The organism is Streptomyces sp. 5-10, from assembly GCF_014712245.1.
GTDB classification, from domain to species: domain Bacteria; phylum Actinomycetota; class Actinomycetes; order Streptomycetales; family Streptomycetaceae; genus Streptomyces; species Streptomyces violaceusniger.
The window spans coordinates 48431-72965 of sequence record NZ_JACVYG010000002.1 but is presented as its reverse complement, the minus strand read 5'-3'; the positions used below and the strand labels follow the sequence as shown (position 1 = coordinate 72965).

Sequence of the window (24535 nt, the reverse complement as noted above, 5' to 3'; positions counted from 1 at the left end):
GCGGGCCGTAACAGGGCATAAAGGTGAGGATGGGATGAGGATGAGGAGGGGACGGAGGGGAGCGAGGAGGAGTCGCCATGGCGCGGGACGCCGGCCGCCCGGCTCCGGCCCCAGGAGGCCCAGAAGGGGCAGAAGGCCCAGGAAGCCCCGGCGCCGCGACCCCCGGCCCGGGAGCGGGCCGGGACCCGGGCCGGGGGCCGCGGCGCACGGTCCTGGTGGCCATCGGCGCGCTGCTGCTCGGCATGCTCCTCGCCGCGCTCGATCAGACGATCGTCTCCACCGCGCTGCCCACCATCGTCAGCGACCTCGGCGGCCTGGAGCATCTGTCCTGGGTCGTCACCGCGTATCTCCTGGCCTCGACCGCGGCCACCCCGCTGTGGGGCAAGCTCGGCGACCAGTACGGCCGCAAGAAGCTCTTCCAGACCGCGATCGTCATCTTCCTGATCGGCTCCGCGCTGTGCGGGATCGCCGGGGACATGGCGGAACTCATCGCCTTCCGCGCGCTGCAGGGGCTGGGCGGCGGCGGCCTCATCGTGCTGTCGATGGCCATCGTCGGCGATATCGTCCCGCCCCGCGACCGCGGCCGCTACCAGGGGCTCTTCGGCGCCGTCTTCAGCGCCACCAGCGTGCTGGGGCCGCTGCTCGGCGGGGTCTTCGTCGACCGCCTCAGCTGGCGCTGGGTCTTCTACGTCAATCTGCCCGTCGGCATCGTCGCCCTCCTCGTCGTCGCCTCCGTCCTGCACATCCCGGTGCGCCGCACCTCGCACACCATCGACTACCTCGGCACCTTCCTGATCGCCGTGGTGGCCGCCGCCCTCGTGCTGATGACCTCCCTCGGCGGCGTCACCTACGGCTGGGGCTCCTGGCAGATCGTCGGGCTCGCGGTGGTCGGCATGGTGCTGCTGGCCGCCTTCGTACGGGTGGAGACCCGCGCCGCCGAGCCCGTGCTGCCGCTCACCCTCTTCCGCAGCCGCACCTTCACCCTCTGCGCGGTCATCGGCTTCGTCGTCGGCTTCGCGATGTTCGGCAGCATGACCTTCCTGCCGACCTTCCTCCAGATCGTGCAGGGCGTCTCGCCGACCATGTCCGGCGTCCATCTGCTGCCGATGGTCCTCGGCACCCTGGTCTCCTCCACCGTCTCAGGGCATCTGGTCAGCCGCACCGGCCGCTACAAGGTCTTCCCGGTCCTCGGCACCGCCGTCACCGCCGTCGGGCTGCTGCTGATGCACCAGCTGCGGGAGTCCAGCGGGGTGGCCGAGATGAGCGCGTACCTCTTCGTCTTCGGCTGCGGTCTCGGCCTGGTCATCCAGGTGCTGGTACTGATCGTGCAGAATTCCGTCCGCTATCAGGACCTGGGCGTCGCCACCTCCGGCGCCACCTTCTTCCGCTCGATCGGCGCCTCGTTCGGCGTCTCCGTCTTCGGCACGATCTTCGCCAACAACCTCGGCCCCCACATCGCCGACGCCCTCGCCGGACGGCGCCTGCCACCCGGCGTCACCTCCGGCGCCCTCACCTCCGATCCCCGCACCCTCGGCCGGCTGCCGCCCGTGGACCAGGCCGCCGTCCGGCACGCGTTCTCCGTCTCCATCACCGACGTCTTCCTCTACGCGGTGCCGGTCGTGCTGCTCGCCTTCCTCCTCGCCTGGTTCCTGCGGGAGGAGCCGCTGCGCGGCAGCGTCACCGCGCCCGACGGCAGCGAGATACTCGCCAGCAACCCCGTGGAACGCACCTCGCGCGACGAATGCGCCCGCGCGCTGTCCCTGCTGGGCAGCCGGGAGGGCCGCCGGCAGGTCTACGTGGACATCACCCGGCGCGCCGGTCTCGACCTCAGACCGGCCGCGAGCTGGATGCTGCTGCGCATCCAGCACGACGGCTCGGTCGAACCCGCCCTGCTCGCCGAGCGCACGCCCGTACCGCTGCGGGCCATCACCGAGGCGGTCCGGCAGATCGAGGAGCGGGGCCTCGGCCGCCGCTACGGGCTGGAGCTGATCCTCACCGACGACGGCCGCGAGACCGCGACCAGGCTCTACCGGGCCCGCGAGGCGTCCCTCGCGGAACTCCTGGGCGACTGGTGGTCACCCGACCGCCCGATCGATCTGACCGAGCTGGTGGACGAGCTGACGCGGGAGCTGTGCGGCTCGGACGCGGAGCAGCCGAGGGAGGGCACGCCCCGCCCGGACCACCGCAGACCACCGCCGCCGCGCGGCGCGTGACCGCGGTGCGTGGGGCCTGGCCGCGGTGCGTGGGGCCTGACCGCGGTGCGGGCCCTGGGGTTCTGGGGCCCTGGGCCGTCAACCCAGCTCCTTGGCCATCCAGACCTCGGCGTACGGCCCGTCCGTGAAGGCCGGAACCTCCCGGTAGCCGTGGCGCGCGTACAACCCACGGGCCTCGACCAGATCGAGGCGGGTGTCGAGCACGATCCGCCCGGCGCCCAGGCCGTCCGCCGCCGCCTCGACGGCCGCGAGCAGCGCGGCGCCCCCGCCCAGCCCCCGCTTGGCGGGCCGTACGTACACCCGCTTCAGCTCCGCCGTGCGCGCGTCCAGCAGCCGCAGCCCGGCACATCCGGCGAGTGCGCCCTGATGGTGCGCCAGCAGGAACACCCCGTGCGGCGGGGCGAGGTCGTCGCTGGGCATCTCGGCGAGCGCCTGCTCGATCTCCTCCGGGGTCGAGTCCCGCTCCTCGTGGAGCTGGTAGTAGCGGTCGGCGACATCGACGAGGTACTCGCGCAGCAGCATGGCCGAGACGGGGTCGTCGACGGGGCGCGCGGCGACCGTCCACGCGGAGGGTGCGGAGGGCACGGAGGACGCGGGGGCCACGGAGGACGCAGAGGACGCGGGGTCCACGGAGCCCGCTGAGGACACCGGAGACACCGGAGACACCGGAGACACGGGGCACGCGGGGGCGGGCGAACCGGCATGGGCGCGTGGCGTACTCGTCATGGTCCGCATCCTGGCACCCGCCGCACCCCTGACGCACCGCAGTTTGAGGGCCGAAGACCGGGCTACCCGATGAGAGGAGCCCCCCGAACGCGGAGGGGGAAGCCAGCGGGAAGGCAGAAGCAGACCATGTCAACTGGTGCGATCAGCATCGTGGTTGTCGTCGCGGTCGTCCTGGCGGCCGCGCTCGTCATCCGCGTCGTCCGCGCGGGCGCCAGCCGCAGGGAACGCGCTCTGCGACGCCGCTTCGGGCCCGAGTACGAACTGAACGTCGCTCAGCACGCGGGCGACACCAAGGCGGCGGAGCGGGAACTCGAGGAACGGCTGCGGCTGTACGGCGATCTGAGGACCCAGCCGCTGCCCGGTGAGCTGCGCGAGCGGTACGTGGCCGAGTGGGCCGGTATGCAGGAGATGTTCATCGAGTCTCCGGAACACGCGGTGACCGGCGCCGATCAGCTCCTGGCCCGGCTCGCCCACGACCGCGGTTACCCGTCGGGCCGTTACGAGGAGCAGGTGGCGGCGCTGTCCGTGCACCACGCCGGGCACGTCCAGGGCTACCGGCAGATCCACGACACGGCGGCCCGCGCCCGCGAGGGGCGCGCGGACACCGAGGAGCTGCGCGAGGCCGTGGTGCACGCTCGCCCGTTCTTCGAGGATCTGGTCAGGCCGCCGCACCACGGCGCCCCGAGCCGATCCGAGACCGCGCGGCAGCACCACCACGGCGGGCACCACCACGGCGAGCGGCGGAGCGGGAGCGGCCGCCGGAAGTGGCTGCCCGGGGCCGGGACGGGGACCGGCCATACGCGGTTCGGCCACACCAGGAAGGGCGGCGCGTGGTGACGGACCCGACCGACCCGACCGACCCGAACGGCCCGACGGAGAACGACGGGCAGCGGCGTCATGGGCTGGAGAAGCACGAGGTGGCTCCGCTGTCCCAGCGGCCGGGGAACGCGGAGGCGGCGGAACCGATGACCTCCTGGCACGCGACGACGCCGAAGCACGAGCCGACGAACGGAAGCCGACCGGCACCGACGGACGGAAGCTGGCCGACGCCGACGGACGGAAGCCGGCCCACGCCGACGCACGAGTCCTCCGCCCAGCCGTCGGGCGAGCCGTCGAACACCCCGAACGGCCCCAGCTTCCCCGTACTGCCCACGAGCGAGCACGACAAGCTGACCCAGCGACTGCGGTACGCGGTCAGCGGCTTCGTGGACTCCCCACGCGGCGCCGTGGAGGAGGCCGACGCCCTGCTCACTGAGGTGGCCACCCGCCTCACCGAGCTCCTCGCCGAGCGCCGCGCCACCCTCCGTGCCGCCTGGCACGAGGACGACGCGGCCAGCTCGGAGACGGAGGAGCTGCGCCTGGCGATGCGGGGCTACCGCAATGTGCTGGAGCGCCTCATCAGCATCTGAAGCATCTGAGTGCCCCAGCTCACCCTTTGGCCGCCGCCCGGACCTCTGCCGGGCGGCGGCCAAGGCGTATCGGCCGGGGGCCCTCGTAAATCGTTCGAGGTGGGGGCGGGGTACGGCCTACCGTGGCGCGGTTGTGGTCACGCGGAGTTCATGAAGGGCCGGGGGCGATGAAGCCGTACAGCGGGTGGGTCGATGAGGGGTTCGGCGGTGTCGCCGATGTGTTCGCGCGGAACTTCGAGGAGTTTCCCGAACTCGGGGCGGCCGTCACCGTCTTCGTCGGCGGGCGCAAGGTCGTGGAACTGTGGGGCGGGGTCGCGGATGAGGGGACTGGGCGGGGGTGGGAACGGGACACCGTCGTGCCGGTGTTCTCCTGTGCCAAGGGCCTGGTGAGCGTCTGCGCCCATCTCCTCGCGCAGGAGGGGCGGCTGGATCTGGACGCCCCGGTGAGCCGGTACTGGCCGGAGTTCGGCCGGTACGGCAAGGAGGCCATCACCTGCCGTATGGTCCTCGGGCACCGGGCGGGGGTCCCCGTGCTCGACGGGGTGCTGACGTTCGAGGAGATCGCAGACTGGGCGCCGGTGGTGCGCGCCGTCGAGGAGCAGACGCCGCTGTGGGAGCCGGACACGGCGTACGAGTACCACGGCCATGTCTTCGGCTTCCTCATCGGTGAGGTCATCCGGCGGATCACCGGGCACACCCCGGGCGCGTACTTCCGCCGGGCCGTGGGGGACCCGCTGGGGCTGCGGGCCTGGATCGGGCTGCCCGGGGCGGAGATGGCCGGGCGGGCGCGGCTGGTCGAGGCCGAGGGGCGGCCCGGGATGCCGGGGCCCGAGCATCTGCTGACCCGCATCGTGACCATGAACGGCGCGCTGGTCTTCCCCGGCCTCGACGAGCCGCACGGCTGGAACGACCCGGCGTTGCTCGGCATGGAGCTGCCCGGCGCGGGCGCCACCGCGTCGGCGAGCGGGCTCGCCGGGCTGTACGCGGCGGCCGTGACCGGCATCGGGGGCCGGCGCCGGCTGCTGGCCCCCGAGACCGTGACGGACGCGGTCCGCGAGGTCTCGTCCGGCAAGGGCTGGCTGGGCTTCGACATGGGAGCGCGCTGGGGCTCGGGCTTTCTGCTCGACTCGCCGTCCTTCCGGCCGATGCTGGGGGAGCGGAGCTTCGGCAATGACGGGGCGGGCGGGCAGTTCGCCTTCGGCGACGACGAGTTCGGGGTGGGCTTCGCGTATGTGGCCAACCGCATGATTGGGCACGGGGATGCGCGTGCGTCGCGGCTCGTCGCCGCCGTGCGGAAGCGTTTGGGCGGCTGACAGTCCCCCACCCCGCCCCTCCCCGAAACCGGGGCTCCGCCCCGGCCCCCCGGCGGGGCTCCGCCCCGGCCCCCCGGCGGGGCTCCGCCCCGGCCCCCCGGCGGGGCTCCGCCCCGGACCCCGGCGGGGCTCCGCCCCGAGCCTCGGGCGGGGCTTTGCTCCGGGCTTCGGGTGGGGTTCCGTCCCGGGCTCTGGGTGGGGTTTCGTCCCGGGCTCCGGGCGGGGCTTTGCTCCGGGCTTCGGGTGGGGTTCCGTCCCGGGCTCTGGGTGGGGTTTCGTCCCGGGCTCCGGGCGGGGCTTTGCTCCGGGCTTCGGGTGGGGTTTCGTCCCGGGCTTCGGGTGGAGCTTTGCTCCGGGCTCCGGCTGGGGCTCCGTCCTGGGCCCCGGGTGGGGTTCCGCTCCGGCCCCCGGGCGGGGCTTCGCCCCGGGCCGCGCTCCTCAATCGCCGGAGGGGCTGGGATGGGTAACGCCGCAGCATCGATATGCGGCTCCGCCGTGGGCCAGGGGCTTCGCCTCCGGACCCCGGGGGTCGGGGCGGAGCCCAGCAGGGTTGAGGGTGGAGCCCCAGTGAGGCCCGGGGGCGGAGCCCCGCCGGGGTCCAGGGGCGAAGCTCGCGCCGGGGTCCGGGGCGGAGCCCTGCTGGGGTCCAGGGGCGGAGCCCCTGCGGGGGCTGGGGCGGAGTCCCCGTTGTGGGAAGGGGCGGGGAGGGGAAAAAGCCCGCCGCAGGCGGCGCGAACCCTCGGACGCCCCCTACTCCGCATCCCACAGCTCAGCGCCGTGCCCCCGCACCAGCGCCCCGATCCGGGCCAGCACCTCCCCAACCGGTAGCGGGTCCAACCGGCGGCCGTCCCGCAGCCGCAGAGCAACCCGGCCGTCCGCGGCCTCCCTGGCGCCCAGCACGGCCTGGTACGGGACGAGGCGGGCCGCCCGGATGCGGGCGCCCAGGCTGCCGCGTTCCGGTCCGACCAGCTCCGCGCGCAGCCCGAGCTCCCCGCACCGCCGGACGAGCTCCTCGGCCCGCGCCAGCTCGGGCTCGGAGATCGGCAGGGCCACCAGCTGGGTGGGGGCCAGCCAGGCGGGGAAGGCCCCGCCGTGCTCCTCGATGAGATGGGCCACGGCCCGCTCCACACTGCCGATGATGCTGCGGTGGACCATGACCGGACGGTGCCGGGCGCCGTCCGGGCCGATGTAGTGCAGATCGAACCGCTCGGGCTGGTGGAAGTCGACCTGCACGGTGGACAGGGTGGACTCGCGTCCCACACCGTCGGCGACCTGCACATCGATCTTGGGGCCGTAGAACGCGGCCTCGCCCTCCACCGCCTCGTAACTCAGCCCGGAGCGGTCCAGGACGTCGGTCAGCAGGGCGGTCGACCGGCGCCACATCTCGGGTGCGGCGACGTACTTGCCGCCGGGGCCGGGGAGGGAGAGCCGATAGCGGGCCGGGGTGATGCCGAGCGCCTCGTACGCCCGGCGGATCATCTCCAGGGCCGCCCCCGCCTCGTCGGCGACCTGGTCCAGGGTGCAGAAGATATGGGCGTCGTTCAGCTGGATGGCCCGGACCCGGGTCAGCCCGCCGAGCACCCCCGAGAGCTCCGAACGGTACATCCCGCCCAACTCGGCCATGCGCAGCGGCAGTTCGCGGTAGCTGTGGGCGCGGGAGCGGTAGATGACCGCGTGGTGGGGGCACAGGCTCGGGCGCAGGACCACCTGCTCCGAGCCCAGATCCTCCGAGCCCAGATCCATCGGGGGGAACATGTCGTCGCTGTAGTGCTGCCAGTGCCCCGACAGCTCGTACAGCTCCCGTTTGCCGAGCACCGGCGAGTACACGTGCCGGTAGCCCGCCCGCCGCTCGGCGGCGCGGATGTACTCCTCCAGGGTGTGCCGTACGGTCGCGCCGTCGGGCAGCCAGTACGGCAGGCCCGCGCCGATCAGCGGGTCGGTGTCGAACAGGCCCAGTTCACGGCCCAGTTTCCGGTGGTCGGGCATCGCGGTCTCCTCGTGGACGTCGGTGGACGTCGGTGGACGTCGGTGGCATCGGGCGAGTGACCGCACGGCGAAGCCCCGGGGCACTCGCCCCGGGGCTTCGGATCAGAACGTCGATCAGCGCGCCGGGACACTCTCCGGCGTCGTCGTCATGGCAGCGCGCTTCATGCCGGTCACCGTAGCAAGGCCCGGCGCGGCCCGCCCGGCGATTTTCCGGGCGCACGCCACACCGGGCCACGGCCCGCTCACGCGGTACCCGCACACGCGGTACCCGCTACGCGCCCTCGCGGTACCCGCTACGCCCCCTCCGGCAGCAGCTCCCCCACCGCGTCCCGCCACGCCGCCCGCGTCGCGACCGCCTGCCGCCACGTGCGCACCGCCTTCGGCGGCATCCCGACGGCCAGCACACCGGCCACCCGGTCCCCGGAGCGGTAGGCGGCCAGGAACTTCCGCTCCTCCGGCTCGCCCTCCACCACCGCGACCTCCTCATGGCCGCGCAGATACCCGTGCGCCTGGATCCGGACGTCGTACTGGTCCGACCAGAAGTACGGCACCGGGGCGAACGGCCGCCGTTCGTCCGGGCGGAGGAGGTTGCGGGCCACGGCCATGCCCTGTTCGGTGGCGTTGGTCCGGTGTTCGATCCGCATCGCCGTGCCGAACAGCGGATTGTGCCAGCGGGCCACGTCCCCCGCGCCGTACACACCCGGCGCGGCGGCGCTGTACTCATCGCACTCCAGGCCGTCGCCCAGGGTGAGCCCACTGCCCTCCAGCCAATCGGTGTTGGGCACCGAGCCGATCGCGACCAGCACCTCGTCGGCCTCGACCAGCGTGCCGTCCGTCAGCCGCACCCCGCCGTCGGCCACCTCGGCCACCGCGACCCCGGTGCGCAGATCCACGCCGTGGTCGTGGTGGGCCTGGGCGAGCATCCGGCCGACCCGCTCGCCGACCGCCGGGGCCAGTGGCACCGGCGCCGGTTCCAGCAGCGTCACCTCCGCGCCCAGCCCCCGCGCGACGGCGGCCGCCTCGGCGCCGAGGAACCCGGCGCCGACCACCGCCAGCCGCCGCCCCGCGCCCAGCCGGTCCCTCAGGGCCAGGGCGTCGTCCAGGGTGCGCAGCACATGCGCGCGCTCCCCGCCGTCGCCGGGCAGCCGGCGCGGGCGGACGCCGGTGGCGATGACCAGGCCGTCGTACGGCACCCGCGCCCCGTCGGCCAGCGCGACCGTACGGCCCGCGAGGTCGAGCCCGGTCGCGGCGACGCCGAGGCGCAGCTCGAGGCCGAGCGCGTCCAGATCGGCGGGGGCGCGCAGCGGCACCCGGTCGGGTTCCCACTGCCCGCCGAGGATCTGCTTGGACAGCGGTGGCCGGTCGTACGGGTGGTACGGCTCATCGCCGATGAGCGTGAGCGTGCCCTCGTAGCCCTCCCGGCGCAGCGTCTCCGCCGCCGCCAGACCGGCGGCGGAGGCGCCGACCACCACCACCCGCTTCACTTCTCGATCACCCGTATCGCCGCCGCCGGGCAGACCACCGCGGACTCCCGCACATCGGCGTGGAGTTCGGGGGCGGGCTGCTCGTCCAGCAGGACCACGATGCCGTCCTCCTCCCGCTGGTCGAACACATCGGGTGCGATCATCACGCACTGCCCCGACGCCACACACTTGGGCACATCGACTTCCACACGCATGGTGACTCCCTTGCCTTCGCCGCTGCTCTCGCCGCCGCCTTCGCCGCTCATGACGTCCAGGTGACGGGCAGCTCGTAGACGCCGTAGACCAAACCGTCGTGTTTGAACGGTAGTTGGTCGATTCCGGTGGCGAGCCGCAGGGTGGGGATACGGCGGTAGAGCGTGCCGTAGACCACTTGCAGCTCCACCCGGGCCAGCGGCTGGCCCAGGCACTGGTGGACGCCGAAGCCGAACGCCATGTGGCGGCGGGCGTCGCGGCCGATGTCCAGCCGCTCGGGCTCGGCGAAGACCTCCGTGTCCCAGTTGCCGGTGCCGGTGTAGACGATGATCCCGTCCCCGGCGCGGATGGTCTCGCCGCCGATCTCGATGTCCTCCAGGGCCACCCGGCGACGGCCGTTGTGCACGATGGTCAGATAGCGCAGCAGTTCCTCGACGGCCCGGGCGATCACCTTCGGGTCCTCGGTCTCCCGCAGGACGGCGAGCTGGTCGGGGTGCTCGAGCAGGGCCACGGTGCCGAGGGCGATCATGTTGGCGGTGGTCTCATGGCCCGCGACCAGCAGCAGTACGCCCATGTTGGCGGCCTCGCGCTGGGTCAGCTCACCGGCCGTGACCCGGGCGGCCAGCTCGGAGAGCATGTCGTCGGCGGGGTCGGCGAGTTTGGCGGCGACCAGCCCCTCCAGATAGTCGGTCAGCGCCTCGTTGGCGCCGACCACCTCCTCGGCCGGGGAGTGACGGTTGATCATGAGCGAGCTGTTCCGCTGGAAGAAGTCGTGGTCCTCGTACGGCACCCCGAGCAGCCGGCAGATCACCAGCGACGGCAGCGGCAGCGCGAGCGCGCGCACCAGGTCCGCCGGGGCCGGCCCGGCCAGCATGGTGTCGATCAGCTCATCGGTGATCTTCTGGATCTCGGGCCGCATCGCCTCGATCCGCTTGATGGCGAACGGCCCGGTGACCATCCGGCGGATCCGGGCGTGCTCGGGGTCGTCCATGGTGATGAAGGACCGCCGCCGCCCGGCGTTCTCGCGGAAGCCGGCGCTCGCGTGCGGATACCCGGGCAGCGTGGCATCGGAGCTGACCCGCGGGTCGGCGAGCAGGGCGCGCTGGTCGGCGTACCGGGTCACCAGCCAGGGGGTGCTGCCGTCCCACAGCCGTACGCGCGCGACCGGCCGTTCGGCGTGCAGCGCCCGTGCGGTCGGGGGAGGGGCGAAGGGGCAGCCGGCCGCCCGCGGCATCGGAAACTGCGGAAGCGGCTCTTCCGCCTCGGGTGCGGTCTCTGCCAGCGTCTCGGTCATGTCTCTCCTCGGGTGGGGGTTCCGATGGGAGCGGAGCGTGAACCTTCGGGTCGGTGGGGACGGGTGTCTTCGCGTTACGGGGCGACGCGAATCTTCGCCTTACGGGGAGGCGAATCTTCGCGTTACGGGAACGCGAACCTTCGCGTTGCGGGGACGTGGTGACCAGCGAACCCGCTCGACCTGACGCCCCCCGGTCAGTTTGCTGACGAAACGCTGACAGTGGGGAAGGCCACGGTGACCGTGGTGCCGCGGCCCGGTGCGCTGCGCACGTTCACCTCGCCGCCGTGCCGCTCGACGACCCGTCGCACGATGGTGAGGCCGATGCCGCCGCCCTGTTCGATCCGGCCGTCCTCGTCGCGCGGGGAGGTGAGCCGGGCGATGTCCCGCGGGCCCATGCCCGGCCCCTGGTCGCTGACCGACAGCTCGACGCGCGGCGTTCCCTCGGTCCCGGTCCCGGCCGCCGCCCCGGCCCCGACCCCCGCCCCGGCCACCGGACCGCGCACCGCCACGGTCACCGGGGACCCGGCGGGGGTGTGGCGCAGCGCGTTGCCCAGCAGATTGCGCACGGCGTGCCGCAGCATGCGGTGGTCGGCGACGAGGGTCGTCCGGCCGGAGTTCTCGCGGGCGATGGGGCGTTCGGGGTCGAGCAGCCCCAGATCCGCCACCGCCTCGTCGGCCACGTCCCGCAGATCCACCGGCTCCGTCTCCAGCGGCCGTACCCAGGAGGCGTCCGCGCGGGGGAACACCTGCTGGACCGCCCGGTGCATATGGTCGGCCTCGTCCTGGATCCGGCGCAGGGCGCGCACCATCAGCTCGGGGTCGTCGCTGAGCCCCTGGAGCGGGAGTTCGGCCCAGCCGCGGATGGTGGTGAGGGAGGTGCGCAGCTCGTGGAGCAGGACCTCCAGCCGCTGCTGGCGCTCGTAGGCATCCTCGCTGTGGTCCTTGCCGCTGCCCTTGCCGCGAGCCTCGCTGTGGTCCTTGCCGCGGTCCTCGCCGCGGTCCTTGCCACGAGCCTCGCCGTGGGCCTCACCGCGGTCCTCGCCGCGGGCTGGGGCGTCCCCACGGCGCTCGTCCGCACAGCGCTCGCCCCCGCAGCAGCCCTCGTCCCCATGGCGCTCGCGCATGCTCATCCGGAGGCGAGCCCGCCGAGCCAGTAGCCGAAGCCACGGCGGGTGTGGATCAGCGCCGGCCCGGCCTCGTCGACCTTGTGGCGGAGGCGGGAGACCAGCTTCTCGATGGCGTTGTCGCCGTAACGCCGGTGGTCCGCCACCCACAGATGCTCGCCGATCTGCTCCTTGGACAGCACCTGCCCCGCGTTGACCAGCAGATAGCGCAGCAGCCGGAACTCCGCCGGGGTCAGCTCCAGCGCCCGCCGCCCGCGCCGCGCCTGACGGGTCGTGTCGTCCAGCACCAGATCCGCGTAGTGCGGCGACGGCTCCTCCCGCCGCCGGTTGCGGGTGCGCAGCAGGGCCTGCACCCGGGCCAGCACCTCGGCGATCCGGAACGGCTTGGTGACGTAGTCGTTCCCGCCGATGCCGAGGCCGGTGACCAGCGATTCGAGCGAGTCGCGGGCGGTGAGGAAGAGCACCGGCGGATGGTTCTCGTCGGCCGCCACCAGGCGTCGGCACACCGTGAAGCCGTCCAGGTCCGGCAGCATCACATCGAGGATCACCAGGTCGGGCCGGTCCCGCCCGACCCGGTCGAGCGCCTCCCCGCCGGTGGCCGCGGTGCCGACCCGGTAACCGGCCAGTTCGAGGGTGGTCGAGAGCAGTTCGGCGATTCTCGATTCATCGTCGACGACCAGGATGTGCTGACCGTTGCCACGGGCCGGCGCTGGTTTCTCGCTGACACTCCCGTACACGCCATGACAGTACGTGAACCGACCGTTCCGGGGCACGGGGGCCTTGACCGCGACCGATGAGATCCGGACAGGTCGGGGCGACGACGACACCCCACGCCCGCGCCAAGAGCCGTCGGCTGTCCGGGGCGGAGCCCCGCCCACACCGCTCAGCTAGCATGATCCGAACTCACGACGAGCGCCCCCATCGCCCGCCCTTCACCGGAAAACCGTGCTATCCGGTGCGAAGAGTGACCTATAACCCACATCGAGCAAATCGGCCAAACAATTGATACCTACAGCATCGCGGGTGTTTTCGCGTATAAACAGCAGAATAACGTTCGCCGCGTGGCGCCGACCAATGGCGGTGCTGTGGGTCACGGCTGGTGTGGCGGTTCTCGGGTTCCTCGTCGCGATGGAGATCGCCGCGCGTCGTTACGACCTGTCGGGGCCGATGACCACCCAGGCCCAAGAGGTGGTATTCGCCCCCAAATCGGGCTTTCTGCTGTACGGCGGTATGGCCTTGATGATGGTGGTGCTCACCCGGCGGGAGCGGTTCATCGCGGCCGGTGCCGCGATCGGCATCGACATCGTCATCTTCCTGGTGCGGTGGGTGGCCGACGCGAGGGTGACCGAGGGGCACCCCTTCGGCAACGGCGCGTTGTGGGTGATGATGGGCTCCGCGGTCATCGCGGTCACGCGCCGCACCGGCCGGGAACGCGCCCTGCTACTGAAGGGCGTCGGGCTGGGGCTGCTGCTGGTGGCCGGTCGTAAGACCGGCGACACCTGGCTGCTCATCACGGCGAAGACCCGCCCGACGGTGCTCGACCCGTACCTGGCTGCCGCCGATCACGCGCTGGGCAACCCGTCGTGGGTGGTGGGCCGGATCGTCGAGGCCATGGGCCCGATCGGCGCCCACGTTCTCGACTACGTCTACATTCAGCTTCCGGTGGCCGCGGTCGTCGTCTCGCTGTACCAACTGCGCAAGGTGGCGGTCGAGCGCCGCTTCCCGCGCCACCATCTGGTGCGCACCTTCCTGGCCATCGGCCTCCTCGGGCCGGCCATCTACATGATCTTCCCGGTGGTCGGGCCGGTCTTCGCCTACGGCACAGGCGCCTTCGGCACCGGCGGCGAGCACTGGGCGCTGGCCGAGCTGTGGCCGCACACGCCGCCGCCCATCAGCGCTCCGCACTCGATGCCGTTCGACGGGCTCACGCCGCGCAACTGCATGCCCAGCCTGCACACGGCGTGGGCCACCGCGATCTTCATCCACTCCCGCCAGGGCCCACGGGTCCTGCGGTTCGCGGGAACGTTCTGGCTGGTCGCCACGCTCGGCGCGACCCTGGGATTCGGCTACCACTACGGCGTGGATCTCGTCGCGGGCGTGGTGTTCGCGCTCACGATCGAGGCGGCGCTGCGCTCCCTCGCACGGGGCTGGGACCGGTCGGGGACCCAACTGGTCGCCCACGGCGCGGTGGTCTTCGCCGCCCTCCTGGTGGCCTATCGCTATCTGCCGGTGGAGATGGCCAGACACCCGTGGGTGTTCGGGCCCCTTCTCCTGCTGGCGATGGGCTCGGTGATCCACGGCTACGTACGGACCACCAGGCTGTGGGAGCCGAAGGCCGCACCGGCGCTGCAACCGGAGCCGCAGCCCGAACCGGTGTGACGAGTCGTGCTGACCGTAAGGCGGCCATGAGGCGGCCATGAGGCGGCCACGGGGCGAGGGCGGTTAGCGACGCGTTAGCCGATCGGCAGAGGATCATCAGCGGCGGCGGACAGCCTTGGTGTCACGGGCCCCCGAAGGACAGGGACGGGGGCCACCCGCGACACAGGGGGGAGTCTCATGTCACGCCGCACCGGACATCACCACGCTCGTAAGGTCGCCGTCGCCGCGGTGGCCGCCGTCGCCGCGTTCGGGCTGACCGCGTGCCAGGACACTTCGGACGGTGCCTCTGGAGCCGCATCCTCCGCCGCCTCCCAGGACTCCGGCTCCCCCGACGCCTCCGCGAAGAGCGGGGCGGCGGGCGACGCCGCGGAGTCGTTGCGGAAGACGGCCCCGACCCCGCTGCGCGACGGCGCGGGCCTCTACCCCCGGGCGATCCGGCTGGAGCACAGCGGGAAGGACAACGGCCGCGTGCTCGCCTCGACCGTCGTCCCGGGCGGCGGCAACGGCATCGGCGCCGTCCAGGAGAGCACCGACGGCGGAGCGAGCTTCAGCCAGGTGGGCACCATCGCCGACCCCGCGTCCGCCGACGGCCGCGGGCTGTGCTGCGCGACCCTCTACGAGCTGCCGCGACAGGTCGGCGACATGCCGGCCGGCACGCTGCTGTGGGCCGCCTCCTTCGGCCAGGACGTACCCAAAGCCGACCGCCACATGTCGATACGCGTGTTCAAGAGCACCGACGTGGGACGCAGCTGGACCTATCTCTCCACGGTCGCCACCGCGACGGACACCAAGGGGCTGTGGGAGCCGGAGTTCTCCATCGACGCGGAGGGCAACCTGGTCTGCCACTACTCCGACGAGACCGATCCGCGCCACAGCCAGAAGCTCGTCGCCGTACGCTCACGGGACGGCGTCTCGTGGAGCGGCCTCCACGACACCGTCGCCAGCGCCCCCGCCTCCGACCGCCCCGGGATGGCGGTCGTACGGAAGCTGCCGAACGGCACGTACGTCATGACGTACGAGATCTGCTCCGACGACCCCAAGTTCTCGTGCGTCGTGCACTACCGCACCTCACCCGACGGCTGGGACTGGGGCGACCCCACCAACCTCGGCATCCGCCCCCAGACGGCGGACGGCAAGTACTTCAAGCACGCGCCGACCCTGGCCTGGGCGCCGGAGGCGGGAAATCCGCAGGGCAAGCTGCTGCTGGTCGGCCAGGCGATGTTCAACGCGGACGGCAGCAAGGCCGAGGGCAGCGGCCGCACCATCTGGACCAACAGCAAGGGCGGAGAGGGCACCTGGAAGGAGATCCCGGCCCCCGTCGCCGTGACGTCAGACAAGGTCGACTTCTGCCCCAACTACAGCTCCAGCCTCCTGCCTTCGGCCGACGGGCACCAGCTGCTGGAGATCGCGACCGACTACGACGGCGGAGTGTGCCGCCCGTTCCACGCCACTGATGGCATGTGACCAGGCAGAGGACCGCAGAAGTCGGCTCCCACCGATATCCGCTGTACCGGCCGCCCACGGGCCGAAAGACTGCCGGGCATGGAGTTCTTCTGCTACCACCGCGACCGGCCCGGCTCGCTCGCTCTGCGCCAAGAACTGGTCGAACAGCATTGGTCCTACATGGATCGGTACGCGTCGGAGATGATCGCCCGAGGACCGACCCTCTCCGTCGCCGACGGGACCCCGACCGGCAGCGTCCACATCGTCGACCTGCCCGACCCGGCCGCCGCCCGCTCCTTCGCCTTCGACGAACCGGGCTACCAGGCCGGTGTGTACCGGGACGTACTGCTGCGGCGGTGGCGCAATGTGCTGGGGCGCACGATGTGGGAATTCCCCGGGGGCCGGACCGGGGGCACCCGATTCCTGGTGCTCGGCCTGGGCGCGGGCGAGGCCGCCGACCTGACCCCGCCCGCCGACCGGGATGAGCTGATCGCCTACGGACCACTGCTGTCCGACGACGAAAGCACCTGGCTGGGTACGGCGGCACTGGTCCGAGCACCCGACCCGGAGACGGCCCGCGCCGTCCTGCCCCCGGCCCGGTACGCGGACATCGAGGTCCACCGCTGGCAGTTCGGCGGGCGGCCGTCATGACCCGCCCACTCGGACCCGTCGCCTGGCCGCCTACACCGATAAGGACCGAACGCCTCCTGCTCCGCGCGTCCGAGGCCCGGGACCGTGCGGCGTTCATCGACCTGCTCGCCTCACCGGAGGTGCATACCTACCTGGGTGGGCCTCGACCGCGTGCTGAGCTCGACCGCGCGGTGCCCGAGATACCCGGGCGGCAGCCGGGCCTCTTCGTGATCGATTTCGACGGAGCGATGATCGGCATGGTCAAGCTCGATCGGCACGACGCGGAGAGTCCGGGCCACATCCGGCCGGATATCGGAGGGGCCGAGATCGGCTACCTGTTCCTGCCGGAGGCGTGGGGACGCGGGTACGCCGCCGAGGCGTGTGCGGCGGCACTCGACTGGTTCGCCGACGCGCTTCCCGGCAAGTCGGTGGTGCTGCGCACCCAGACCGCCAACGAGCGCTCGATGCGCCTTGCGGCAAAGCTGGGGTTCACCGAGGTGGAACGGTACGAGGCCTACGACGCCGAGCAGTGGTTCGGCGTGTGGTCCCCGGTCACGCCGTCCGGTTGAGCGGTCTTCCTGGCGGTTCGAGAGGGGCGTCCTCGCCGCCGCGCTGGTGGGCCGCCTTCATGGGGTCCGCGATCACGTGCGAAGTCGGGAACGGTACTCGCCCGGTGCCATGCCCCGGGCGCGTCGGAAGGCACGGCTGAAGGCGTGCGGAGAGGCGTAGCCGACCGCGTTGGATATCGACTCGACCGGCTCATCGGTATCGCGGAGCCGGACGGACGCCAGGTCGATGCGCCACTGCGTCACGTACGCGCCCGGCGTCTGTCCGAGGGCGGACCGGAAGTGCCTGGCCAGCGTCGCCCGGGAGACGCTTGTCGCGGCGGCCAGGGTCTCCGTGGTCCAGGGGCGTTCCGGTTGGGCGTGGACACATGCCAGGGCGTCGCGCACGACCGGGTCACGCATCGCGCCCAGCCATGAGCCGGGCCCTTCCTCCGGGTGGCGGGCCAGCCAGGCGCGTACGAACTGGACGAACAGGAGGTCGACGATGCTGTTGACGGCGGCGGTGGTGCCGATCTGCGGCTGTGCGAGCTCCGCGGTGAGAAGTTCGACGATCCTTCTGAGCTGCGCGTTCTCCCGGGCCGCGACGTGCATCGGCTGGGCGAGGGAGGTGAGCACCGGTGTGCTCACCTCCGGGTCCTGCTCATAGTGCAGGGTGATCGCTTCCGTCTGCGCCGGTGCCGAGCCGAGTTGGAGCGCTCTGCCTGCGGCGAGGGCCCGGGCCGCCGCCTCCCGGTCGCAGGGAGGCATCGTCATGCTGGAGCCGCCGGCTATCCCGTGTGCGGTGCCCGGCGACACCAGGACGGCGCCTCCGGCCTGAACCTCCAGGGGTTTCTCGCCCGGGACGTGAAGCCACATCGTGCCACGGGACACCACGTGCAGTGCCGCTCCCGGATAGGAGTCCAGCCACTGACCCCAGGCTCCTCCGGCCTTCAGGATGAGCCCGATCGCCCCTCGCGCACCCGAAACACGCAAGACCTCCGCGAGTACGTCCATGGTTCCATTCTCGTTCGACGGGCGTCAGACCACGTCAAGAACGATCTTTCCGTGCACCTTCCGCGCGAACAGTGCCTGGATGGCGTCGTCCACGTCCTGCCAGTCGCCTCGCAGTCCGACCGGTGCCGAGAGCTTCCCGGCGGCCATGAGGCCCAGCAGGTCCGTCAGATCCCCGCTGGTCGGCGTCATGTCGCCGTAGGTGGCGATGGAGCGGGGTTCGCCGAAGCCGAACAAGGCCCCTGACGGGAACGTGGTGTCCTGCCCCGAGGAGTAACCGACCAGGTGGATGGTGCCGCCCTCGGCGAGGGAACTCCACGCCTGGGCCACCAGCGGTCCACCGACCGTGTCCAGGACGAGGTCGAACCGGTCCTCGGTCTCGGCCAGGTCGGTCACGACCTTGTCGGCCCCGAGTGAGCGGAGTCCGGCGGCCCGGTCCGGCGAACCGACGAGTGCCGTCACCCGGGCGCCCGCCAGCGCCGCCAGCTGGACGGCGAAGTGTCCCACGCCCCCGCTGGCGCCGGTGACCAGGACGTCGCGCGCCAGCAGGGAACGCTTGCGCAGCACCCGCAGTGCGGTGACCCCGGCGATCCCCAGCGCGGCACCGTCGGCCAGATCCAGGCCCTCGGGGACGGTGCCGAGCGAGGCGGGGCTGACTGCCACCCGCTCCGCCCACGCGTGGGGAGCCATTCCCACCGCGACGCGCGTACCTTCGGGCGGCCCCGAGCCGTCGGACGCGGCGCGCACCACGACGCCGGCCGCGTCGTGACCGTGCACAGTGCCGGCCGGCCACTGGTGCACGTAGTTCAGCTCTCCGAAGTTGAGACCGATGTGCCGTATCTCGACCAACGCCTCGTCGCTGGACGGCACGGGCTCATCGACATCGGCGAACCGGACGGGTCCGGCCTCGCCGTGCTCGACCACAAGGGCGCGCATAAGGTGTGATTCCTTCTCTCGTGGAGGCGCCTGAACGCTCGGCGCGGTAGCGGGCGGCAGCGGATCGAGTGCGCGAATGCCGCACCGCCGCCTTCGTAAAACCCTTACGCACGGCCGGGACGGCGACCAGTCCCGTGAGAATCAACCAGTTGACGATCTGTGTCAGTGCGACCTGTGTCGGTGCGACCTGTGTCGGTGCGACTCGCGGCGGCTCGATCGCATCCGACGCACGGCCCGCTTTCGCGACGCGAAACCGCAGCCCCCCGGCCAGGGCCAGGGGGCTGAGGTGTTCGCAAGGGGCCCGGCTCAGCCCTGCTTGGGCGCGGCCTGCTGGACGACCTCGAAGGACCACAGCGTGGAGCCGGACGCGGCGGGCTTCTGCTGGGGGGCGTCCTCGCCGCCGCGCTGGTGGGCGGCCTTCATCGGGCCTCCATGCCCAACTCGGTTACCGCAGCACAGCTGACAGGCGCTTGAGCGCGGCGCGAAACAGCTGACGAGAGACCTGCCCCTTCGAACGCTGGGCCAGACAGTGTCCCCAGGCCGGTCCAGGGTGTATTAAGAGCCACCGCATTTAGCTACCCTGGGTGGGTCCGTTGTGCCGCTGTGTACGGGGACTTCAGCGGCTGGTGAAACTCCAGGGGGATGACGCCATGTCCGTGGACGTGGTCCAGCTCGCGCAGGACCTCACGCCGTACGCCACTACGGCCATCACCGCTTACGGGGCCGCAGTCCTGGCTCGAGTCGAGGGCGACGCCGCCGATGCCACCATCTCCTTCGGGCAACGCATTCTGCGACGTCTCACCGGCCGCGACACCCCCGGCAGTGAAACCTCCGCCGAGCAAGAAGCCCTCGCCGACACGGTCGTCGAACTGGCCGACACTCCCGGTGACGCGGATCTGGCCGCCGTACTCCGCGTGCAGATCCGCCGCCTGATGACGGCCCATCCGGACATCGCCGCTGACATCGCCGGGTGGGCACGACCCGCCGCGCCCACCACGGTCACCATCACCACGTCGGGGGACAGATCACCGGCTGTCCACAGTAACTACGGCACCATCAACACTGGCGACTCCACTACATGAACCCGGCAGGGGCGAAGCTTTTATGGACAACACCTCACCGGAGCCCCCAGGACTCGCAACGGCGGGTGACCGATCCCCCGCCGTGGGTATAAACCAGGGCATCGTCAACACCGGAGACACCACCGTCCAGGTCCCCCTGGTACTCCCATCACCCGCCGATGTCCCCGCGCCCCACGGAATGCACAATCTCCCGCGGCCCGTCGGTCACCCGTTCGTTGGTCGCGTGGCGGAGATGGCCGCCCTGGAACGTGCGCTGCAGCCCCGGAACGAGCGGGCTGCCAGGCACGTCGTCACCCAAGCCGTGTCCGGGCTCGGCGGCATTGGAAAGTCCACACTGGCACTGCACTTCGCCCACGGCCATCGCTCCGACTACACAGCGGTCTGGTGGATCGACGCCGAGACCCCCGAGACCATCACCAGTTCTTTAGGCCAACTCACTGTCCGGGGCAACCCCGGCACCAACACCAGCGGCGTACCCAGCGCAGTCCTGGCCGAATGGGCGCTGGCCTGGCTCGATACCCACCCTGGCTGGCTCCTCGTCTTCGACAACGTCACCCACCCCGACCACGTCGCCCCGTATCTCGCCAGACTCACCAGCGGCAACCACCTGATCACCAGCCGCCTCACCTACGGCTGGCACGACCTGGACGCAACGCCGCTGCACCTGGACGTCCTCACACCATCGGCCGCCACCAGCCTGCTACACCAACTCGCGGGACTCGACGACAGCAGCGAACCCACAGCAGCTCGGGAACTAGCCGACGAGCTGGGATGCCTCCCTCTGGCTCTGGAGCAAGCCGGTGCGTATATCCGTCGCACGCGCGACACCTACTCCAGCTACCTGCACCGCTTCCGCACCAAAGCCGCCCGGATGCTGGGCACCCCCGGCAACGGCGACCCCCACGGCGTCACTATCGCCCGGACCTGGCGCGTCACCCTCGACACAATCGCCGAACGCGACCCACTCGCCGTTCGCCTGCTACACGTCATGGCCTGGTTCGCCCCCCACGCCATACCCCGCGCTCTACTCGCCAATGCATCCGATGAAGAAGACGCGGAGCTCGATGCCCTCGCTCTCCTCAATGACTTCAGCATGATCACCCTCAGCGAGAAAACCGCTGACATTCACCGCCTTGTTCAGGCCGTTGCCCGAACAGCCGACGCCGATGATCCTCACCGCACCGAACTCGCAATCCAGGAAGCTCAATTCACTTCGGCTACCTTGCTCCACAACGCGCTGCCCAACGACCCGACAGCTAACCTTGCCGGATGGCCATGCTGGCGAGCCCTGCTGCCCCACATCGATGCGTACCTCACCCATACTCACCCCAACACAGATACCACCGACACCTTTAAGATCCTATTCCAGACTTCGCAATTCCTTTGGAGTCAAGGTCAAGTCACTCAAGCCGCCAGATATGCAAATCGCTCTGCGGCCACATCAGCACGAATAAAGGGCGAAGACCACCGCGTTACCCTGGCCTCCCGCATGAACCTCGCAGACATCTACCGGGACGCGGGAGATCTGGATCACGCCATCCCGCTGTACGAGCAGATTGTGTCCGACAGCATCCGGATCTTCGGCAAAGACCACTCCAATACCCTGGCCGTGCGCAACAACCTTGCTTATGCATATCGAGAAGCGGGAAAGCTGGAGCAAGTGATCCCAATACTCAAGCAGAATCTTGCTGATCGAATTCGGATTCACGGCCCGGACCATCATGACACTCTAAGCGCTCGTCACAATCTCTCAGGTGCCTACCGGGAGGCCGGAGATCTGGGCCGTGCCTTGCCGCTGCTGAAACAGGATCTTGCCGACAGCGTCCGCGTCCTCGGCGAAGACCACGAACATACCCTGAGGTGTCGTGAAAACCTTGCAGACGCTTACCTGGAGGCAGGGAACCTGAGCCAAGCCTTATCCCTCCTCAAGCGAACTCTGAACGACACCATTCGAGCCTTCAGCCAGACCCATCCTCGTACCGTACACCTCCGCTTCCACCTTGCCCACGCTTACCTGGAGGCGGGGAATCTGGGCCGGGCTATCCCGCTGTACGAGCAGGCTCTCGCCGAGGGCATCCGCGTCCTCGGCGAAGACCACGCCGATAACCTCGCTTATCGTAGCCACCTTGCCGCCGCTTACCTGGCGGCGAGGGACCTGGGCCGGGCGATCCCGACGCTCGAGAAGAACCTTGCCGAGAGCATCCGTGTTTTCGGCGAAGATCACCCAAAGACTCACGAGGCGAGGGATAGCGTGGAGTACTTGCGTACTATTCTCGCGCAGATATTTCAGCGAACTCGCCCGTGACTCGTTTAGCACAGAATGGCCCCAAGTGGGTGCATGTGAGCTGACAACAGGCCGCAGGCAGTCGAATTGGCGCCGCAGCCGCACCCCCTTCTTCGGTTGTTGCGCGTGATTTCGTCGAGCGACCTCAGTACTTCTGTCGGCCACCCGGGTAGTGCACCGGCTTTCGGCACTCCGGCGCGTGCTCAGGCGCGGGCTTGTCGCCGAGCGCGTAACACAAGGCGGCGTGCAACTGCTCCGCTTCCACCACCGTCAGCACCAGCGAAGCCAGGGACGCGCGGCCGGGACGGAGCACGTGAAGTGGCAGTTCAAGCAGACCGTCTTTCCCCGGGCGCAGACCGTGCCCCGGTGCGGGGCCGACCTGCCAGCCATCTGACGCCCGGATCATCCGCCCCCCTCGTTCGCTTGAGTCGGTCCGTCGGTCTCGCACTCGTCGTCGGACACCGGCAGGCGCTCGCCGCGACTCTCCGCGATCCGGAGCGCGTCTTGTAGCGCTTCGATCAGGCGGTTCGAGAGGTAGCGGAGTTCTCGCGGGTCCGCCTTCCGGTCGCGGAGCAGTAAGCGAGCGTGCCCGATGAGTTCAGCGCCCATCTGAAGCTGGACCGCTTCCGTCTCGTCGGCCAGCCGCGACAGATACCCCGTGCCGTCCTCATCCGACATCAAGTAACACGGCTTCCCGGCAGGGCCGGGCCACGGAAGCAATCGCGGTTGCGCACTCACCTGACCACCACCATCCCGTGCGGCGCGCACAACAGCTCCACCCGAGGCACGTCCTTCCGGCGCTCATGAGCCACCAGATACGGCCGGACAAGCTGCACGTCCTCGCCGCGCAGCACAGGCTTACGCGACATCTGGTGCACACGAGGCAGTTGCAACGTCGGGGCGTCAGCGCAGTGCACCGGCTGATGTGTCCCAACCGTGCGATGACGTCCCCGGCCGGGCTGTAGCACTCTCACCAACGGTTCGAAGACCCTGCCGATACAGTTCCGCATGTCGACCTGCTTCCTCAGGTTGGCCACGCCCCGGGGCGCACGCCCGCGTCGCCGGGGTCCTGTGGCGGATGAAAAACCGGCTGAGTATTCATGCTGGTGACATGCGAAGCCCCCAACTTTCACAGTTGAGTGAAAGCCGGGGGCTACTGCGGTGAAAGTGTCAGAGGCCCACCCAAGCGGCCAGGTGATCCAGGTTGTCCGGGGTGCGACGGGACAAGTGGATCAGGCCCCGGATGGTCTCGCGAGCGCCCGCGTGGTACCTGGTCTGCTGCGGCGCCAGCTTCCGCGCGGTCACGATCGATTTCAAGGCTGCCTCAGAGCGTCCCGCTTCCATCTGGGCGCGTGCCTGGTCCACGTAGAAGTGCGCGGCGCGGGAGACAGCCCAGTCCTGCGGTATCCGCACCTTCGCGGCATCTCGCAGAGCTTCGCCGTAGTGCCGCATCTCGACATGGGCTGACACCGCGTGCACGGTGACATTCGTGGGGCCGAAGGACAGCCAGTGCACGTCCGTCGCTTCGCCTGTCCGGTCCGCGTAAGACCGGGCCTCGGTGAGGTGGTTCTTTACCGCGTCTTCGTCATGAGCGCGGGCAGCGATGATGCTTGCTCCGAGGTGAAGCTGCCCGGCAACGGCCTGTCGCTCTCGCGTGTGCGGAGACTGCTCCAACAGCCCTTGCCCGGAGGCTACGAGCCGCTGACCGATGGTGTACTCGCCCTCTCGGAAGTAGACGAGGGCGCGCATGTACTGGCGCACTGCGGAGAGCAACGGATCGGATGCCCGCGAGGCAGCCCAGTCCATACGGTCCAGAGCTACCGTGGACAGGTCGTAGTAGCCCAGCTTCACGGCCAGGTCGTGGGCGGTGCGGTAGGTGCTCGACAGGGCAGCCCACAGCTCGGACGACGGCGTCCGATACGCGGCTGTAGTGATCTCCGCCATCGCGCCTGGAAGATCAAGAGCAGCATCATGGAGCTTCGTGGCCCGGACCTGCTGACACAGTGCTTGCGCAGCGGCGACGAGCTGAGGAGTGGGGCGCGGTGTGATCGCCGGATCGGCCCCCAGGTCGTAGAGGTCGAGGGCTTCACGGATCGGGCGGACCAACGCGGCCAACCGGTCCTGTTGTAGCTCGGTCACGTAGGGCTGGCCGGTCAGCGCCGTGACGTCGATGCACAGTGCTTTCGCTACAGCGGCCACCAGGTCGGGGCTGGCTGGCTTGTGCCCGGACTCAACTTGGGTGAGCAGGCTGTAGGAGTAGGGGACTTTCTGAACCAAGCCTCGCTGAGTCAGCCCAGCCCGTTTCCGGTGATGTGCGATCCGAGCGCCCGTGTGCTCGTCGTCGGGGAGCGGCATGCACGCCTCCCTCTCGTGACTCACTCAACGGAAACGCTACCCGCCCGGCCACAGCAGAAGACCGTGAACGGCGATCTCAACCCCGAGCGTGCAGCGTTTGCGGGGGGAGGGTGCCGCACGGTGGACTGC

Annotated in this window: 22 protein-coding genes and 1 pseudogene; 10 read left to right on the top strand and 13 right to left on the bottom strand. The window is 70.6% G+C overall.

Features of this window, described 5'->3' with window-relative positions; translation table 11 throughout:
• Positions 1-77: 77 nt before the first annotated feature.
• Positions 78-2213: an MDR family MFS transporter gene (locus IEJ02_RS02670; protein ID WP_191063179.1), complete on the top strand. Its 2136-nt coding sequence runs from the start codon at positions 78-80 to the stop codon at positions 2211-2213.
• A 78-nt stretch (positions 2214-2291) separates the two neighbouring features.
• On the opposite strand, the gene IEJ02_RS02665 is transcribed toward IEJ02_RS02670, so the two are convergent.
• Positions 2292-2798: a GNAT family N-acetyltransferase gene (locus IEJ02_RS02665; protein ID WP_275561169.1), complete on the bottom strand. Its 507-nt coding sequence runs from the start codon at positions 2796-2798 to the stop codon at positions 2292-2294.
• A gap of 267 nt (positions 2799-3065) precedes the next feature.
• On the opposite strand from IEJ02_RS02665, the gene IEJ02_RS02660 reads away from it, so the two are divergent.
• The 3 genes from IEJ02_RS02660 (at position 3066) to IEJ02_RS02650 (ending at position 5661) form a co-directional block, all read left to right on the top strand.
• Positions 3066-3776 carry a hypothetical protein gene (locus IEJ02_RS02660; RefSeq protein ID WP_191063177.1) on the top strand — a complete coding sequence of 237 codons (711 nt, stop codon included), beginning with the start codon at positions 3066-3068 and terminating at the stop codon, positions 3774-3776.
• Positions 3770-4348, top strand: coding sequence for a hypothetical protein (locus tag IEJ02_RS02655; protein WP_191063176.1), 579 nt, complete (start codon positions 3770-3772; stop codon positions 4346-4348). Before IEJ02_RS02660 ends, IEJ02_RS02655 begins: the two co-directional genes overlap by 7 nt.
• 167 nt (positions 4349-4515) lie before the next feature.
• Positions 4516-5661, top strand: a complete 1146-nt coding sequence (locus tag IEJ02_RS02650) for a serine hydrolase domain-containing protein (protein ID WP_191063175.1) — start codon at positions 4516-4518, stop codon at positions 5659-5661.
• Between the two features lie 750 nt (positions 5662-6411).
• On the opposite strand, the gene thrS is transcribed toward IEJ02_RS02650, so the two are convergent.
• From thrS to IEJ02_RS02620, 6 genes are all read right to left on the bottom strand, one after another.
• Positions 6412-7713, bottom strand: a complete 1302-nt coding sequence (gene thrS / locus IEJ02_RS02645; RefSeq protein WP_370466948.1) for a threonine--tRNA ligase — start codon at positions 7711-7713, stop codon at positions 6412-6414.
• 227 nt (positions 7714-7940) lie between these two features.
• A complete protein-coding gene (locus IEJ02_RS02640) occupies positions 7941-9131 on the bottom strand; it encodes an NAD(P)/FAD-dependent oxidoreductase (RefSeq protein WP_191063173.1) in 1191 nt (396 codons plus the stop codon).
• Complete coding sequence (locus tag IEJ02_RS02635; protein WP_037947342.1) at positions 9128-9325, bottom strand: ferredoxin; 198 nt, start codon at positions 9323-9325, stop codon at positions 9128-9130. Before IEJ02_RS02635 ends, IEJ02_RS02640 begins: the two co-directional genes overlap by 4 nt.
• A 47-nt stretch (positions 9326-9372) precedes the next feature.
• On the bottom strand, positions 9373-10617 hold the full coding sequence (locus tag IEJ02_RS02630) for a cytochrome P450 (RefSeq protein WP_191063172.1): 1245 nt from the start codon (positions 10615-10617) through the stop codon (positions 9373-9375).
• Positions 10618-10811: 194 nt separating this feature from the next.
• Positions 10812-11741: a sensor histidine kinase gene (locus tag IEJ02_RS02625; protein WP_223863284.1), complete on the bottom strand. Its 930-nt coding sequence runs from the start codon at positions 11739-11741 to the stop codon at positions 10812-10814.
• Positions 11742-11743: 2 nt separating this feature from the next.
• A complete protein-coding gene (locus IEJ02_RS02620; protein WP_191063171.1) occupies positions 11744-12478 on the bottom strand; it encodes a response regulator transcription factor in 735 nt (244 codons plus the stop codon).
• Positions 12479-12815: 337 nt separating this feature from the next.
• On the opposite strand from IEJ02_RS02620, the gene IEJ02_RS02615 reads away from it, so the two are divergent.
• The 4 genes from IEJ02_RS02615 to IEJ02_RS02600 all read left to right on the top strand — a co-directional run bounded on the left by IEJ02_RS02615 (position 12816) and on the right by IEJ02_RS02600 (position 16762).
• A complete protein-coding gene (locus IEJ02_RS02615) occupies positions 12816-14120 on the top strand; it encodes a phosphatase PAP2 family protein (protein ID WP_191063170.1) in 1305 nt (434 codons plus the stop codon).
• Positions 14121-14297: 177 nt separating this feature from the next.
• Positions 14298-15584, top strand: coding sequence for a sialidase family protein (locus tag IEJ02_RS02610; RefSeq protein ID WP_191063169.1), 1287 nt, complete (start codon positions 14298-14300; stop codon positions 15582-15584).
• Positions 15585-15662: 78 nt separating this feature from the next.
• Positions 15663-16214, top strand: a complete 552-nt coding sequence (locus tag IEJ02_RS02605; protein ID WP_191063168.1) for a YciI family protein — start codon at positions 15663-15665, stop codon at positions 16212-16214.
• Positions 16211-16762: a GNAT family N-acetyltransferase gene (locus IEJ02_RS02600; RefSeq protein ID WP_191063167.1), complete on the top strand. Its 552-nt coding sequence runs from the start codon at positions 16211-16213 to the stop codon at positions 16760-16762. Before IEJ02_RS02605 ends, IEJ02_RS02600 begins: the two co-directional genes overlap by 4 nt.
• Positions 16763-16834: 72 nt before the next feature.
• On the opposite strand, the gene IEJ02_RS02595 is transcribed toward IEJ02_RS02600, so the two are convergent.
• From IEJ02_RS02595 to IEJ02_RS51005, 3 genes and pseudogenes are all read right to left on the bottom strand, one after another.
• Positions 16835-17752, bottom strand: a complete 918-nt coding sequence (locus tag IEJ02_RS02595) for an AraC family transcriptional regulator (protein ID WP_191063166.1) — start codon at positions 17750-17752, stop codon at positions 16835-16837.
• 24 nt (positions 17753-17776) lie between these two features.
• Entirely contained in the window at positions 17777-18685 is a 909-nt protein-coding gene (locus IEJ02_RS02590; protein WP_191063165.1) for a zinc-binding dehydrogenase, read from the bottom strand.
• A 306-nt stretch (positions 18686-18991) separates the two neighbouring features.
• Positions 18992-19114, bottom strand: a pseudogene (locus IEJ02_RS51005) (antibiotic biosynthesis monooxygenase); the annotation flags it as partial.
• Positions 19115-19335: 221 nt separating this feature from the next.
• On the opposite strand from IEJ02_RS51005, the gene IEJ02_RS02580 reads away from it, so the two are divergent.
• Both IEJ02_RS02580 and fxsT read left to right on the top strand, forming a co-directional pair.
• Positions 19336-19767 carry a hypothetical protein gene (locus IEJ02_RS02580; RefSeq protein ID WP_191063164.1) on the top strand — a complete coding sequence of 144 codons (432 nt, stop codon included), beginning with the start codon at positions 19336-19338 and terminating at the stop codon, positions 19765-19767.
• Between the two features lie 22 nt (positions 19768-19789).
• Positions 19790-22072 carry an FxSxx-COOH system tetratricopeptide repeat protein gene (gene fxsT, locus IEJ02_RS02575; protein ID WP_317985702.1) on the top strand — a complete coding sequence of 761 codons (2283 nt, stop codon included), beginning with the start codon at positions 19790-19792 and terminating at the stop codon, positions 22070-22072.
• Between the two features lie 381 nt (positions 22073-22453).
• Here fxsT and IEJ02_RS02570 read toward each other — a convergent pair whose 3' ends face one another.
• The 3 genes from IEJ02_RS02570 to IEJ02_RS02565 form a co-directional block, all read right to left on the bottom strand.
• The gene (locus IEJ02_RS02570; RefSeq protein WP_223863283.1) at positions 22454-22729 is read right to left on the bottom strand and encodes a hypothetical protein; all 276 of its coding nucleotides are present in this window, start codon (positions 22727-22729) and stop codon (positions 22454-22456) included.
• Between the two features lie 56 nt (positions 22730-22785).
• Positions 22786-22920 carry a hypothetical protein gene (locus IEJ02_RS49690; protein WP_263407901.1) on the bottom strand — a complete coding sequence of 45 codons (135 nt, stop codon included), beginning with the start codon at positions 22918-22920 and terminating at the stop codon, positions 22786-22788.
• A 301-nt stretch (positions 22921-23221) separates the two neighbouring features.
• Positions 23222-24406 (bottom strand): helix-turn-helix domain-containing protein, encoded by a 1185-nt coding sequence (locus IEJ02_RS02565; RefSeq protein ID WP_191063161.1) that lies wholly within the window; start codon positions 24404-24406, stop codon positions 23222-23224.
• Between the last annotated feature and the right edge of the window lie 129 nt (positions 24407-24535).